General features: G+C 59.7%; 9 protein-coding genes and 1 pseudogene. 3 read left to right on the top strand and 7 right to left on the bottom strand.

What is annotated here, in order from left to right; genetic code table 11:
* Nucleotides 1-239: 239 nt before the first annotated feature.
* Nucleotides 240-1,538, bottom strand: coding sequence for a carbohydrate porin (locus AC06FE_RS09440; RefSeq protein ID WP_478072899.1), 1,299 nt, complete (start codon nt 1,536-1,538; stop codon nt 240-242).
* Between the two features lie 857 nt (nt 1,539-2,395).
* Here AC06FE_RS09440 and AC06FE_RS09435 point away from each other — a divergent pair.
* From AC06FE_RS09435 to AC06FE_RS09425, 3 genes and pseudogenes are all read left to right on the top strand, one after another.
* Nucleotides 2,396-2,710: a DUF1153 domain-containing protein gene (locus AC06FE_RS09435; protein ID WP_017158377.1), complete on the top strand. Its 315-nt coding sequence runs from the start codon at nt 2,396-2,398 to the stop codon at nt 2,708-2,710.
* The gene (locus AC06FE_RS09430; protein ID WP_478072898.1) at nt 2,710-3,534 is read left to right on the top strand and encodes an IS3 family transposase; all 825 of its coding nucleotides are present in this window, start codon (nt 2,710-2,712) and stop codon (nt 3,532-3,534) included. The genes AC06FE_RS09435 and AC06FE_RS09430 overlap by 1 nt, the downstream gene beginning before the upstream one ends.
* A gap of 189 nt (nt 3,535-3,723) precedes the next feature.
* A pseudogene (locus AC06FE_RS09425) lies at nt 3,724-4,831 on the top strand (IS3 family transposase).
* 186 nt (nt 4,832-5,017) lie between these two features.
* Here the strand turns inward: AC06FE_RS09425 and AC06FE_RS09420 are convergent.
* The 6 genes from AC06FE_RS09420 to AC06FE_RS09395 all read right to left on the bottom strand — a co-directional run bounded on the left by AC06FE_RS09420 (nt 5,018) and on the right by AC06FE_RS09395 (nt 15,397).
* On the bottom strand, nt 5,018-5,527 hold the full coding sequence (locus AC06FE_RS09420) for a hypothetical protein (RefSeq protein WP_478072897.1): 510 nt from the start codon (nt 5,525-5,527) through the stop codon (nt 5,018-5,020).
* A 90-nt stretch (nt 5,528-5,617) separates the two neighbouring features.
* Nucleotides 5,618-5,971, bottom strand: coding sequence for a hypothetical protein (locus AC06FE_RS09415; RefSeq protein ID WP_478072896.1), 354 nt, complete (start codon nt 5,969-5,971; stop codon nt 5,618-5,620).
* A gap of 160 nt (nt 5,972-6,131) precedes the next feature.
* On the bottom strand, nt 6,132-6,449 hold the full coding sequence (locus AC06FE_RS09410; protein ID WP_478072895.1) for a hypothetical protein: 318 nt from the start codon (nt 6,447-6,449) through the stop codon (nt 6,132-6,134).
* 507 nt (nt 6,450-6,956) lie between these two features.
* Nucleotides 6,957-7,151: a hypothetical protein gene (locus AC06FE_RS09405; protein WP_478072894.1), complete on the bottom strand. Its 195-nt coding sequence runs from the start codon at nt 7,149-7,151 to the stop codon at nt 6,957-6,959.
* A gap of 225 nt (nt 7,152-7,376) precedes the next feature.
* Nucleotides 7,377-7,733, bottom strand: a complete 357-nt coding sequence (locus tag AC06FE_RS09400) for a hypothetical protein (protein ID WP_478072893.1) — start codon at nt 7,731-7,733, stop codon at nt 7,377-7,379.
* Complete coding sequence (locus AC06FE_RS09395) at nt 7,730-15,397, bottom strand: hemagglutinin repeat-containing protein (RefSeq protein ID WP_478072892.1); 7,668 nt, start codon at nt 15,395-15,397, stop codon at nt 7,730-7,732. The genes AC06FE_RS09400 and AC06FE_RS09395 overlap by 4 nt, the downstream gene beginning before the upstream one ends.
* Nucleotides 15,398-15,421: the final 24 nt, after the last annotated feature.

Here is a 15,421-nt window from a genome sequence, read left to right as displayed (position 1 = left end):
CAAAGGGAGGGAGCAGTCCGTGGCACCTGACACGGCAGGCGCGGCCTCGGCCGCGAAGCCGATACCGCTTCGGGCAAAGCCAACGGCAACTTTTCCCCAACCCTCCCCCTGCCTGCAGCAAAGGGAGGGAGTGGTCCGTGGCACCTGACACGGCAGGCGCGGCCTCGGCCGCGAAGCCGATACCGCTTCGGGCAAAGCCACCTGCCTGCGAAGGAATCACACGGCGCCCGCAACCGTCATCAGAACGATGTCTGCACCTTGATGCCCGCCACGAACGCGCCGTCCACTTCCGTCACACCACCGGGGTGGCGCACGTACTGCAGGTTCGGGCGAATCGTCAGCCACGGCGCGACATGCACGCCGTAATACACCTCGGCGTTGTACTCGGTGTCCTGTAGCGGCTGATACAACGGATCAAGGTAATCCTCGACACCATTCACCGCGTTCAACAACATCTGCCGGCGACGCACCTCTGCATTGACATGGATCCGTGCCACGCCGATGCCCAGGTCATCCTGCGGACGGGCGTCGAAGGGGCCGGCATAGACCAGGCCGACCTGCTGGTAGTTGTCCACCTCATTGGTCGCCTTGTCATGCGCGGTGTAGGTGGCGAACACCCTCAGCCCACGCGTGGCATCGCCGCCACGGGCCGTGAGCTGCTGCTGTACCTCCACCCACGCGCCGTGCTTGCGGTCATGCGACTGGAACGGATTTCCCGTCACTGCCTGGGGCAACCCGTCCACGTCCTTGAAGACGTCGTCGGCCCGCGCGGTGCTGTAGTAGTAGCCCAGCCGGTACTCGCCCGGCAGCGCCGCGGTCCCCAGCCGGGGGTGCCAGACCAGTTCGATGGGGACCAGCGTTCCGGCGCGCCCCTCCGTGCTGAAGGTGAAACCGCGTCGGCGGTCGAGGACCGAGGGATTCTGTTCATAGGCACCCACCTGCACGAACCAATCCGGCGCGAAGCTGTAACGGACGCGTGCCGCCCATTGGCTGACCGGCCAGTTGTACCAGATGCTCCCCGCCCAGTTGCCCACCTGCGAGCCGCAGAAGGCCAGGTTCTGGAAGTCGCAGGGAAAGCTGTTGAAGTCCTCGCCTGGGCCAAAGCGCCCGAGCTTCACATCCAGGGCACCATCAAAGTAGGCCTGCTGGTACCAGAGCTGGGTAAGCCGCCAGGTCTGCCCTCGCCCCCAGATCTCCTGCACCGAACTGAGCTGCCCGGCACGCGGGTCGGCGATGCGCGCATTGGACAGATTCTTGCCGCTCCGCTCGGTGACGGTCACCTGCAACTGCGCCGCCTTCCAGCCGAACACCTTTTCCAGATCCAGGTGCATGCCCAGCGCGAACTGGTCGCTGTAGCGCCCCACCCGGTCGTCGTTGTAACCACCGTCAAGGTTGGTCGCCACCTCGCCGACATAGTCGAGGTTGAAGTCGATGCCGCGCGCCTGGAGCTCCGTGCGCTTGCCCCCCCAATCACCCAGCATCCACTTCGAATCGGACGCGAAGGCATCGGCCGCATGCGCCGGGCCACACAAGGCCATTGAACACAACAAAAACGCGCCGCCCGCTGCAAGCGTTGGCGAACGGAGAGTGGGGACTTTGATCACGTGGCGACCTCCTCGGGTGGTTCTTGCCTCCGCGCATGGCGCGGCCCTCTCCAAGCCCCGCCCTACGGGCATAAGGATGCATGGAGACATGCATTGCTCTGTGAAATACGGCAAGGCAGCGGCCCGCGCCGTACCGGCCGCGGCGTTACGCCCGGGGGCGAATCCGCGAACCCCGCGCACAAGGAACCCTTCCGTCCCAGCGGCACGGGTTGGCCGCGCAGCGATGTTAGGTTCGTGCCCACCGCGCACGCGCGCGCCCTTGCAGGACGCATCGTTACGCTGGCCAATCGACCACTCGCGACATGCGGCACACACGCGCATGCGCCTCACCTTCCTTCAGAAACACCGTCGCCGAGTCTCGTTGAATCAATGGCATGCGAAATCAAATGCGGACAATCAGTGTCTGCCGGACAGCGGGAATGATCACCGCGCCCTGTTTAGGACATGCAGCGTTTCGCCCTGTTCATTGCGCTGACATATCCGCGGCACACAGCGCGCACCCACCCACGACCTGCAAAGCGGGATGGCAGGAAGAACGATGCAACGCGCATGGAATCCGGGAACACCGACCTATCACCGCTTGGATGGCAGCGATCAACTGCCCGATTTTCGGCGCGCACTGTCTCCCTATCGCTGTGGACAGCGGACACAATCGCAGGCCATGCCGCCGCCAACGGTCGCCGGCATTCAATCCGCCGACGCGCCTTCCTGCTGCACCTGCAGGAGAATGAACACGTGTAATGACCCACTGAAAACCTGCTCAGGTGTTAATTTCCCCGAAGGAGACACCGATGAGCGAAATGATGGAAGAAGAGATCAAGCGCTGGACCGCCCGGCGCAAGTCGGCACTGGTCCTTGAGATCATCCAGGGCAAGACGACGGTGGCCGCTGCCAGCCGTCAGTTCGACCTGACCCCGGCCGAGATCGAAAGCTGGGTTGAAGACGGTAAGCGCGGCATGGAAAACGCTCTGCGGGCCAAGCCGGAGGACGTGCGCGAGCAGTACGAGCGCCAACTCAAGGACCTGCAGGAGGCCTACGGCGAGGCGATGCTGGAGATCCGCGCCCGAAAAAAGCTGGCGTCCCTGCTGGGAAAGGACGAGAGCTGATGCGCTCGGTCCAGCAGGGCCTGAAAGACGAAGGTGTTGCCGTTCCAATGACCAAGCTGTGTCGGTGGTTTGAGGTGGCCCGCCGCACGACGTACTACAAGTCCGCCCGGGCGCCGGCGAAGGTCAACCCCGAACTGGCCGCGCCGATCAAGGAAATGATCGAGGCCGAGCCGTCGTTTGGCTACCGCACCGTGGCCGCGTTGTTGGGCATGAACAAGAACACGGTGCAGCGCATCTTCCAGCTCAAGGGCTGGCAGGTCCGCAAGCGGGCGCTGGGGCAGCGGCCGAGGATCGAAGCCAAGGTCTCCCGCGCCGAACTTCCGGATCAGCGTTGGGCCACGGACCTGTGCCGCGTGTGGGGCGGCAAAGACGGCTGGCTCAGCTTGGCGCTGGTGATCGACTGCTATACCCGGCAGCTACTGGGCTGGCACCTGTCACGGACTGGCAAAGCCAGCACAGCGTCTGCCGCCTTGGAGCAGGCCCTGATCACGCGCTCCGGCACGCTGGGCCGCGTGCCGGAGCCGTTCCTGCTGCGCTCGGATAACGGGCTGGTCTTCACCAGTCGCGATTACACCCGCCTGGTGCGCAGCTACGGCCTGAAGCAGGAGTTCATTACCCCGCACTGCCGGCAACAGAACGGGATGGTGGAACGTGTGATCCGGACACTGAAGGAGCAATGCGTGCACCGGCACCGCTTCGAAAGCCAAGCCCATGCCCTGCGGGTGATTGCCGACTGGATCGCCTTTTACAACCGACAGCGCCCACATCAGGCGCTGAAGATGATGACCCCGGATGCGGCCTATGCCGCTACATTAACCGCATGACCTGAGCAGAAAGCGGTGGGTCATTACACACTTCAACGCCGAAGAATGAGAAAAGCGAGGGTCCGATTCTTACGAAAGTCAACTCTGCTCTCCGTTTCCCATTTCACTTGACCCACCCCCAGAAAACTGGTGCAGGCTAAAGTAGAGACGTCGGCAGCATTGGGCCCAGTGACAAACGAGGATTCAGGCATGAAGAAGTCGCGTTTCACCGAGGAGCAGATTGCCTACGCGCTGAAGCAGGCGGAGCTGGGAACGGCAGTAGGCGAGATCTGCAGGAAAATGGGTATTGCCGAGGCCACCTTCTACGTATGGCGAAAGAAGTACGGTGGGCTTGACCCTTCGGAATTGAAACGTTTAAGGCTGCTGGAAGATGAAAGCCGAAAACTCAAGCAATTGGTTGCTGATCTCAGCCTGGACAAAGCCATGCTGCAGGAGGTGGTCACAAAAAAGCTCTAAGGCCTGCCCAGCGACGCACCAGGGTTGGCCGGCTGCAAGAGCGCTTTGGGGTCAGCATGCGGCGGGCACTGCAGATGGTGGCGCTGTCGTATTCCAGCTATTCGTACAAGGGCAAGGCAAGGGACAGTCAGGCGGTACGAATGCGCATGCGTGAGATCACCTCAAGTCGGGGGCACTACGGTTGCGCGCGCGTGTTCGTGGTTCTGCGCCGAGAAGGCTGGCGTGACAACCACAAGCGGGCCCATCGGATTTACAAGGAGGAAGGCCTTTCTTTAAGGCATTGCCGGCCTCGGCGCAGTAGAAGTGCACGCCGGCGTCAGCCGATAAAGGTAGCCGTTGCTCCCAATGCACTTTGGGGGATGGACTTCGTCGGCGATGCACTGTTTGACGGCCGCCGTTTCCGGATGCTGACCGTGGTTGATACTTCACGCATGAGTATCTGGCCATCGTCGTGGACCAGTCGCTACGCGGGGAACATGTGGCGGAGGCAATGACAAGGTTGGCAGCCCTGCGAGGATCGCCGGGCGCTATCAAGGTGGACAACGGTAGCGAGTTCGCCGGGAAGGTAATGAATCGTTGGGCTTATGAGAACAGCGTGGCGCTGGACTATTCCCGAGGCGGCACGCCGACAGACAACGCGCTTGTCGAAAGCTTTAACGGTCGCCTTCGGCAGGAGTGCCTGAATGAGCATTGGTTCTTGTCACTGGCCGACGCGCGGAGCAAGATCGAAGGGTAGCGGCGCTTCTATAACGAGGAACGTCCCCACAGTGCACTAGGATGGAAAACACCGAAGGAATTCGCCCTGAAACACGGGTCCCATGCGAACTCCAGGGTGCCGTAGAACGCCGGATTTTCTACTTTGAAATGCACCGGGAATTGGGGGCGGGTCAGAACGCCGGGGTTTCTACTTTGAAATGCACCGGAAATTGGGGGCGGGTCAAAACAGGAGTCAGAACCCGCTCCTTACGAAATCCGACTCTGACCCCTGTTCTTGTTTCCATCAAGCCCCTTCCATCCGATTACAACATTACTCCATGGAAAGGTCGCCAGCTTCTGCCAATCTCTGCTTCTCAACAGCAATTCGTCGTTCAAACTCCCACGGCCTCATTAGCCTATTTTGCTGCCGGGCCCAGTCATTTGCGGCCTCCCATGCGCGCTTAAAGCCCGCGTCATCAACCCAATCCAATGAACGGAGAATCCAATTATTTGTAGATAGAACCAATAGGGACTGGCGCAGCCTGCTGTCTATAGCACCAACAGCCCCATCATCAACAGTCAGCGCCTCGGCATCCGAACAAAAATAAAACAATGCCTCAATCGGATCTGGCACGACGACACCACTGCCATTAATGCGCCACAACACCCCAAACTCATCAATTAACTTGTCATAATAAACCTCAAAATCAAATAACCCCGCCTTAAATGTGACATACCCAATGCGCCCAGAGGAACGCTCGCCACGATCCTCACCCTCAAATATCCCCACCTCTCGACAAACACCAATTTCATCGAGCCAAAGCTCTTTCTCACTATTCATTCTTTCACCATCCACCCCGTCTTTGAATAATAATACCGCCTCAGCTCAAGATACTTAACCTCACGCCCAAATCCGGATTCGTTCTTTTCCTCAAACCCACGCACTCGCATCGTGTAAAAATCGCCAAATACGTCTTTCCCCAACCTTCGTTTTGACTAATGAAGAAATGGTATTCACCTCTCGCGCCGCAAAAATCGCCCACCACGGACGGCCATCCTGCAAACTATCAAAAGGCGTGACGATGGTCCTTAAAACACTCTTCCCGTATAGGAGCCAGAGCATCTCGGAAATATATTCATCCTTCAATGCTACGAGCATTTCGAAGTATTCCGATTCAAACTCACGCGACCTTGCCATCCGCCAAGACTTAAGAAGTTCCTGATTAATACAATCCATAGATGGATCATCAGCACCAAGAGACTGAGAATGGACGTGCGAGCCCAATATCCTTCACCTTTACATAATAAAGATCCGTTAAATCCGGGCCAATGAGACACCCTCCCGATCCTTGCTCAGCCCATGCCGCTAATGCAGCGACATGGGCCGCATCCGGGGTCATCATCTTCAGCGCCTGGTGCACGCGCTGTTGGTGGTAGAAGGCGATTCAGCCACCGATCACCCACAAGGCGTGGGTCTGGCTTTCGAAGCGACTCCGATGCACGCACTCCTTCAATGTCCGGATCAAGCGCTCTACCATCCCGTTCTGTTGCGGACGGTGCAGGATAATGAACTCCTGCTTCAGGCCGTAGCCGCCCACCAAGCGAGTGTAGTTGCGACTGGTGAATACCAGACCGCTGTCCGAGCGCAGTTCGAACGGCTCTCGCACACGGCCCAGTGCGCCGTAGCAGGTAACACCCACCTGCTCCAGGGCGGCGGACGCGGCGCTGGCCTTACCGGTCCGTGACAGATGCCAACCCAGCAACTGCCGGGCATGGCAGTCGATCGCCAGCCAAGCTGAGCCATTGAGACAAAAATGCTTCTCGCGGGAACCTTTCCAGAATTACTTAGGCGAAATAGCCCCCCACCCAACCGCACGAATAAATCTCAAAACCGCCCTGACGGAGCAACCACACAACTTAATTGCAAAACCCCGTCGACCGCCCTCTATTCGTACAATCTTCCGGACTACGAATCGCGTACCCTTTGGACTTCATGCAATTGTCGATACGAATCCTTCGCCCCATGACTTGCTGAGTCGTCATTCCCGGATATACAACATTACCATCAAGATTTCCCTCGTTATAATTCATGACGCCACACTCGAGGGCACCCCTCTTTCGCTGAATAGAATCAGTCCGTCCTATCGCCTCGATCTTCTGATAGGCCTGAATCGCCTTATATCCATTATATACATCAGGATTCCACCTACTTACAACACAGGCCGTCAACGAAAACCACAGCCCAACAGAAACTAGTGCAACCAGAATTCTCACGGCAACCTTCCTAGCTTAATCAAAACCTGCATCAAATCCGACGAAATCAAATCGGACAGCGCAAACGGCGCTGCCACGGGGATGCAACGAATTTTGTTACGCCAGAAGCAAGCTCTAATGCTCTTTGTGTAACGCATAGCACTCATAACCACCGCCGTCAAAGCCATAGCTTTTAGTTGTGGAGTGCTCATGTAGCTCCATCACCAATTAGCATCTGAAACCCCAAAACTGAAAGACTAATCACCGCAACAACAAGCACAAAAAAGGCAACGAAAGAGTCGAGTCTTCGAGAAATCGAACACTTTCCGCTCATTCTTTTGAATGCGATGTCGATGGCGCCACCCGCCAAGAACTCCACCACCTTCTTCGAAGCACACGTCACTCTCGACGCAAATTTTCGAAGAAAAAGTGCATCGTCAGTTACAAAAACCGGTTGGCCTGCCCTTATTTGTGCAATCTATTGGACTGCGAATGATGTACCCCTTGGACTTCATGCAATTGTCGATATTAACCCTTCGCTCCATCACCTGCTGAACCGTCATTCCCGGATATTGAGCAGCACCATCGAGATTACCTTCATTGTAATTCAGGACACCACAATCAAACGCATCCTTCTTTCGTTGCACGACATCAGTATGGCCGACGACCTCACTCTTCTGATAAGCCTGAATCGCCTTATACCCATTCGAGACATCGGGATTCCACCCTGTCACCACACAGGCGGCAAGCAGTGAACTCAACCCCACTACGATTAATACAAATGCGACCCTCATGGCAACCTTCCCAGCTTGATTAAAACCTGAATGACATCCGACGAAACCAAGTCGGACAGCGCAAACGGCGCTGCCACCGGGATCGCAACGACTGTCGTTACGCCAGAAGCCAGCTTCTGTGGCTTGGTTCGATCGATCGCTGTATTACCATCACTGCCATACCATCCCCATATCTGCCCACCCAGCAGATCATGCGTCCCAGCGAAAGCTTCCACCAACCTGTCGGAGAAACTGCCCGACTTATAGGGAATAACCACATTAAACGGCAGATACCATGCCCCTTCGACAGGCTGAAATCCTCCTGTTGGCCCATGTATATCTTTGGATGCCTTCAAATCCTTCTCGAAGGACTCATACGTCGGATGCCGCTCATCGCCAATGTACTTATAATTCCCATTGACGTCAGCAAGCAAATTCCCCTTGCCGTCATTGGCGCACCTGATATTACCCTCACCACAAATTGTCTCCGTATCCAACCTTACGCCTCCCAACTTAACACCATCAAACGCGCCACTGTCATAGGAGACGTTACTGATGACCGTGCCATTTGCATCGATCACCATCCCTGGCGACTTCCGCGAGTTTGCCAGTGTCTCTTCGCGCATCGCGGTGGCGGCCAGTTGCAGAGTGCCTTGGGTGATGGCTGCGGCCGGGTCCGCCGACACGATATTGATGACTGTTTCAAGGAAACGTCGTTGGTACTGGAGCTTGTAGATCTCGTCGTACAGCACGGTCTTTTCCTCCTCCGTCGTCGCCTGCTTGATCTGCTCCCGCAGTGCCGCTTGCTTTGCATCCGCATAGGCATTAACCATGCCACGACTATTCTGCTGGAAGTTCTGAGTCACTTGCACCTGAATATTCAGTTCATTCATCACCGTGTCGGCATCGAACCTATCACTCAGCGCACCACTGTCCGCAGCCACGGCATAGGTACTGGTCGTCGTCACCACACCTGCCTTGATCTGCTCGACAGTCTTGCCGGTTGCCGCCTGTCCGTCCACGTCGGTGATAACCAGGCTACTGGTATTGATACCGCTTACGGTTGTGCTGCTCTGGTTGTCGCCGGTGCTGCCCAAGCCCACTGATTTACCGGAAGATCTGCCTCCCGCCACACCATCGGCCGAGCCCATTGCCATTTGATGCTCCCGCTGCTCGCCCTTGCCATTTTTACCGAGGCCACCCGACACACCAAACGACGCACCACTGTAGTCAGCATGGTTCTCGATGTTGCTGGCACTCAACGTGCCGGTACTGAGCCGATTAAGGCCGGCGACTTCGGCCGCAGCGGTGCTGGTGATGATGGCACCCTGCAGGTCGGTACTGCCGGCTACGTTGACTTCATAGCCGCCGTCGCCGGCCAGAATGCCGCTTTGCTGAACCACGCTGGCGTAGCTCGAATCGAGCTTGGATTGGCTATAGCTCCCGCTGGCCGAAAAGCCGTATCCCACCGTCACCTGGGCACTAGCATTCTTCTGTTCCCCCGTGTAGGTCGCGGTATCCTGCGCACTTTCGATGGCCAGATGGACCGCCTCCACTTCAACCCGATCGCCCGTCACCTGCCCGCCACGAATCGTTGTGTTACCGCCACTGATCAACGTGGTGGTACCCCCGCCGCCAACGTGCGAATTGACCTGAGTGACCGTCTCTCCATCCTCACGGCCCTTGCCCGCGTTAACTCCTGCGGTGATACCCGCCGCCCATCCACTGGAACCACCACTAACCGCCACGCCGGCATTCCAGCCGCTGGAGCTGCTTTCCGTATGCTGGGCTGACCTGTTCTGTGCGGCCACGATGTCGATTGCACCGACCGCGTACAAGCCCGTACCTGCACCGCCCTGCAAAGTGGAACCGGAAATGCGGATATCGGAGCCCCCCCCCGCACCCGTTGCCACCATATCCACGCGACCCGCTGCCGCAACCGTACTACCGACGGCTTTGCTGACATCGGTTTGTGTCCTGCTGCTCGACTTCTGCGAACCAACCGTGGCTGAGATACCCACCACCTGTCCACTGCTCATCGCCGCACCTGCGGCGCCTACAGCCTGATACCCGTCGTAAACCGCGTTTGCTACCGCCAGCGCATTGATACGACTGTCACTGCTTTGCCCAACGACTCTAGTCGATTGAGCTGCATTCACCGCCGCATCGACCACTGGCGCGGTCAAACTCACCGTCAACCCCGCCTGCTTGAACCGCGTTTGTTGCTCGACGGTACTGGTGTCCTGCACTTCGGTGATCGAAATGGACTTGGCCTTAGCGGTGATATCGCCCTGCAGGGCAATGACATCGCTACCTTCAATCTTCAGTGCATTGCCCGCAACAAGCGTCACGTCTCCCGTCAAGCTACCGACCGTACTGCCTGTGTGGGTAACGCCCGTGAAGTCGGCTTCGGTATCGGCCTGCTGCTTGCCGATGGTGAAGCCAATTCCACCACTGCCGAACAGGCCGGATTTCTTGACCGTCTTGTCGTGCACTTCCGTCGACGTACTCTGTGCTGCCCCAAGCATCAGGTCACGCCCGGCAGCCAACAGCACATCACCAGTGCCCGCTATCTGCGCGCCTTGCGACGTGAGATCGCGCCCTGCCGCAATGGTGACCGTCTCGCCGCTGAGCGAGGTGGTCACGGCGATGCTTTCGTGCCATTCGTCGTGGGTGGTGGTGGTCTTGCTCTTGAGGAAGCCCTTCTTGGTGCGCTGTTCGTCGATGGTCAGATCGTGCTGTTCCTGCGCTGCGGTCAGATTGACATCGCGCCCTGCCGACAACCCAACCCCACCTTCCTCACTGCTCACCGTCGCGGCCTGCAGGGTGATATCACGCCCCGCCTGCATTGCGATGTTGCCGCCCGCATTGAGCTGGGTGCCCTGCACGGCTTCCTCGGAGGCCGAGACCGTCCTGGACCAGCGCTTGCCGGCCTGGCTGTGATCCAGCGTGGCGGTGTCGGTAGCGGCCGTGCTGTTGATGTCACGCCCGGCCTGTACCACGATGGCTTTACCCGCGCTCACGTTCGCCGCCGCCAGATTGACGTCGTTTCCAGCCTGCAGCACGACGTTGCCCGCACCACTCACCGTGCTGCCCAACTGCGTGGCCTGACTGGTGCTGTAGCGGTTGCGGCTGTCGGTAATGACGTCCACGTTGCGCGTTTCGGTGATTGTGGCAAGGTTGAGGTTGCCGCCCGCAGCAAGCACCGTTGCGCCATCCACACCGGCATTGACCACCTGCGCGGCAGTCAGGTTGACGTCACCACCCGCATTCACGGCCAGCACGCCTTGCCCACCTGGGTTGGTCACATACAGGCCGGCCACACGATCGATGCGGGTGGTGCGCTGCTGGTACGAGCCACCGGTATCCCACGACTGCGTGGTGGAGGCGACTGTGATGTTGCCGCCAGCCTTGACGCTCATCGCATCGGTGGCGGTGACCGTACTGCCAATGATGTCGATGTCCTGCCGCGCCTGTAGGCCTACCTGCTGGCCGCTGATGTTGGCGCCGGACAGGTTGCGGATGTTGCCGGCATCAATCGATACCAGCTGACGGCCGGCAATGTCGCCTTGATTGACCAGATCACCCTGGAGCTTGATGTCGACGTTGGCACCTGCCAGCAGCGCGCCGTTGCGATCCAGGTCACCGGGCTGCACGCGCAGGTACACCTGCGGCACCAGCGCGGTGGTGGTGGAGCCATCGGCCAGAGTGATGGTCTGTTCAACCAACCAGACGATGTCACTGGTCAGCTGCGCCATCTGCTCGGCGCTGAGCGCGATGCCCGGCCGCAGACCCCAGCCCTTGGCGAAGGTAGCGCCCGCCTCCAGCAGTGCACGGTACTGCTCTTCGTCGTTCGCATAGCCGTCCAGGAAGCGCCGACCGGTGAGTTCTCCAATCTGCTCCCGTACCAGCTTCTGCTCGTAGAAGCCGTCGCCCAGGCGCTTGTGCGTGTTGGCCGGGTCGAAACCCATCTGGGCCAGCAGATGGTCGGAACTCAACCAGTTGCGGTAGTTGGCAAAGCGCGGATCGGTCTCGACCAGATACTTCCCGCCATTCGCATCCACCTTGAACAGACTGGCATTGGGTGCCTTGTTGTTGAGCGTGGTCGTGACCACCATGCCCGGGTTGTCACCGGCGGCCTGCACGGCGGTCGTACTGCCAAGCGCTGACGCACCGTCCACCACGATGCTGCTGCCCTGCCCGTTGTTCTGCGCGGCACCTGGACCTGCAATGGCCGCGACATCCGCACCGCGGCCAGTCAGGTTCTGCAGTTTTCCACTCGTGATGTCCGAACCTGCACCTGCGCCGCCTGCAGCCCCTGGGCCCTGCACAGATGAGGTATTGGCGCCCTGCCCATTGGCCTGCCCCGGCCCCTGCACCTGGCCGGCACCCGGGCCCACGTTGCCACCTGCGGGTCCCTGCGTGTTGAGGTTGGCGACCAGGGCACCGTCCTGGACGTTGGGCGCATCACGTCCATTGTTGAGATTGCTGAGGTCACCCACATCCACCGTCAGCGTGCCGCCGGCCGTGATGAGCCCGCCAATCTGCCCAGCCCGCTCGGAGATATCCGGATTGCTCCAGGCACTGGTGGAACCGTTGTAGGCGTAGGACACGTTACTGAAGGAATGCGTGCGGTACAGCGTGTAGCCCACATTGTTGACCGACGATGTGCTCTGGTTTATCCCGACGATTGCCAGATCGCGGTCGGCAGAAATGCTCGCGTACTGATTCAACAACGCATCGGCACGAATGCGCATGTTGCCGCCCGCGTGGATGACTGCATCGGCGCCGGCCGACACCAACACATCCTCCACTACCGTATGGGTGGCGATGCGGTACTGCTCGTTGCCGCTGAGATTCTGCGGATGACGCCGCATTTCAGTGAGGATGTGATCCGGATCGTCATACTGATGGAGCGCAGTCAGCTGCACGCAGTTGGTCGTGCAGGTTCCGTAGGCATTGGAATACGACAGCGTATCGCTCACGTAGCTGAAGGCCGGCGACCCCGGATCCATGTGCCGAAGCTCCAGGAACGGATCATCCGCCCCACTACTCACCTGGTCCGGATTGGCCTGGCCATCCTGGCGCCCCGTGTAATAGATCGTCATGGTGCCGTCGCCCATGACCAGTCGCGAACGCTCCCCCTTGGCACCGTACAGCGCACCGCGGCCGAAGAAATAGGCACTGGTCTGCGGCGTGACACGGATGACCGCCTTGCGGATCATGTAGCCGTCCGGCGTCACATACGATTCGTCTTCCAGGATGTCGTCTGCGCTGAGGTAATAGACCTCATACGCCCGGTAGTTCGACGTACTACGGATATCCGAAGTATTGTTACTGCCGTTGTTGAACCACCCCGGCTGATCCATGCGAACCGGTGCCTTGACCGTCTTGGATTGGGTGACTACCACGTTCTCGCGGATGTTGTTGACCACCAGCGACGCGATATCCAGGTCGCCACTGACCTCGATGGTCGAACTGATGTTGTCGATCTTCGCCGCCGCGCCCACCGCTATGCGATTGGCATCCAGCGCACCGCCAATGGCCGCAATGCCGTCACTGAAGATCAGGCTCTGACCGGTGTTACTGAGTGTGCCTACGCCCAGATCCAGGCGTTCACGCGCCGCGATGGTTGCAGCCGTGGTGATACCGGCTACGGATTCAGCACGATTGAGCAGGTCGCCGGCCTGGATGGCAACATGGTCGCCGTAGATGCGCCCGCTCCCGACGTTGTCCAACTCGCTGGCCTGGATATGGTTGATGACACCATCCAGCAGACCGCGATTGACGATGGCGCCATCTGCCACCAGATGGGTGAGGCCGGCGCTGCTGATTTCACCGTTGCTGGCATTGTTGATGCGACTGGCGTGGACCTCCAGGCTGCCACCTTGCAGTTTGCCTTGATTGTCCAGAGCACCCTGCGTGGTGAGGGAGAGCTTCCCGTTGGCCGCCACTTCGTCGGTGTTGGTGAAACCCTCGACAAGGTTCAGCGTGGCATTACCCTGCGAAAGCACCTTGCCGTCGCCACTGAGATAGCGCGCATCCAACTGCAGGTTGCCGCCGGACACCAACGTGCCCTGTGTGTTGACCACGTCATCGGCACGCACGCCCAGATCGCCCCCCGTGGACACCTGTCCTGCGGTGTTGTTCAACTGACCGGTCAATTCCAGGCGTGCACCATCGTCGGCAATCATCTGCCCTTGCTGGTTGTCCAGCCGCTGCGCCTTCACCTGCAGACTGCCGGCCTGAAGCCCGAGTGTTGAACCCTCCGCCGTATTGCGGTTGTCCACGGTCGCTGCCTGCAGCACCAGGTTGCCCGTGGAAGCGACCAGGCCTGCATTGTTGTCCAGCGCCCCCTGCAGGCTGATGTCTGCATTGCGGCCCGACTTCAACTCACCGCCACTGTTGGTCAGCGAGAGCGCGCGCAAGGTCACGTCGGATGCACTGACCAGGGAACCTCCCTGCGTGTTGTCCATGGCACCCACACCCAGTTGTGCATTGCCTTGCGCGAACACCACACCGGCACGGTTGTCCAGATTGCCGCTGGATATCTCCAGCGTGCCTGCGCTGACGATGCCACCGGCGCTGCCGGAGTTGCGATTGGTCAGCGCATGGCCTGCGGTATTGATGCTGAGTCCAGCGGCGGATTGCAGCAGACCGCCGGAGTTGTCCAAGGCGCCGCTGTGGATGCCGAGCGAGCCGCTCAGGCTCGCCAACGTGCCTGAGCGGTTGTCCAAGGCAAGGCCGCGCGTATCCACATCCACGCTCGCGCCCAGAACCGTACCTGCCGTGTTGGTCAGACCCTGGTTGGAAAGCGTGAGCGCCTTACCTGCCTGCACCAGACCACTTTCGTTGTTGATCGTGCCGACGGTTGTTACCGTGAGCGCGCCCCCCGTGGCCAATGTGCCGTCGCGATTGTCCAGCGACTGGGCGGTTACGACCGCGTCGCCACCGCTGGACACCAAACCCTCGGTCCGATTGTCCAGCAGCCCGTCCACGTCGAGGACCAACTGCGATATTCCCGCCGCATGCAATGTGCCGCCACGGTTGTCGAAGGAACCCACCTCGACCGTTGCATTCCCCGCGGTGAGAATGCTGCCGCTTCGATTTTCCAGTGCACCGGCTACATTCAGTCGGTTGTTGCCTGCCCCTGCAGCCTGCAGAGCACCTTGATTGTTGATGAAAATTGCGGCGGTCAGATCCACCGCGCCATTGCTGCCGATGGTGCCGCCGGTGTTGTCCAGGCGATTGCGCACCTGCAGCTGCAGCGTGTCGGTGCTGGTGGCAGAAAGCTGCCCACCCGCTGTGGTCAGATCGCCGGTGGTGATGCTGATGCGTTGCGCCGAGGTGGTGCCGTTGCTCAGGTCGGTGGTTTGCCCGGTGAGGGTCAACGTGCCGTTGCCCAGCAGCGTGCCGCCCTGGCCGTTCAACGTCGTTGCATCGATGCTCAGGCTTCCGGTGCCGGCGTGCTGCACGGTGCCGCCTGCGTTGCCCAGCGTTGCCGCTTGCAGCGACAGATCCCCGTTGCTGGCGATCGTACCGCCCTGGCTATTGTCCAGCGTGCCCTGCACCTGGATCGTGTTGGCCTGCTGGCCGGTGGCCACCACGGTGCCGCCCCGGTTGTCGAAGCCGGCTGCATTGACCGTGAGCTGGCTGGCATTGAGCGTGGCATTGCGGTGATCCACCGTGCCAGCGGTCAGCGTCAGCGC

This window comes from Stenotrophomonas sp. Steno-C18 (assembly GCF_056393195.1).
Note: the sequence above shows the minus strand (reverse complement) of the source record. Positions and strands in the feature narration are given on the sequence as shown.

What these genes read in the sequence shown, in the direction of transcription:
- AC06FE_RS09435 (WP_017158377.1), top strand. Translation starts at nt 2,396, where the DNA reads ATGAGCGAAATGATGGAAGAAGAGATCAAGCGCTGGACCGCCCGGCGC.
- AC06FE_RS09440 (WP_478072899.1), bottom strand. Translation starts at nt 1,538, where the DNA reads ATGGCCTTGTGTGGCCCGGCGCATGCGGCCGATGCCTTCGCGTCCGAT.
- AC06FE_RS09420 (WP_478072897.1), bottom strand. Translation starts at nt 5,527, where the DNA reads ATGAATAGTGAGAAAGAGCTTTGGCTCGATGAAATTGGTGTTTGTCGA.
- AC06FE_RS09405 (WP_478072894.1), bottom strand. Translation starts at nt 7,151, where the DNA reads ATGAGCACTCCACAACTAAAAGCTATGGCTTTGACGGCGGTGGTTATG.
- AC06FE_RS09430 (WP_478072898.1), top strand. Translation starts at nt 2,710, where the DNA reads ATGCGCTCGGTCCAGCAGGGCCTGAAAGACGAAGGTGTTGCCGTTCCA.
- AC06FE_RS09400 (WP_478072893.1), bottom strand. Translation starts at nt 7,733, where the DNA reads ATGAGGGTCGCATTTGTATTAATCGTAGTGGGGTTGAGTTCACTGCTT.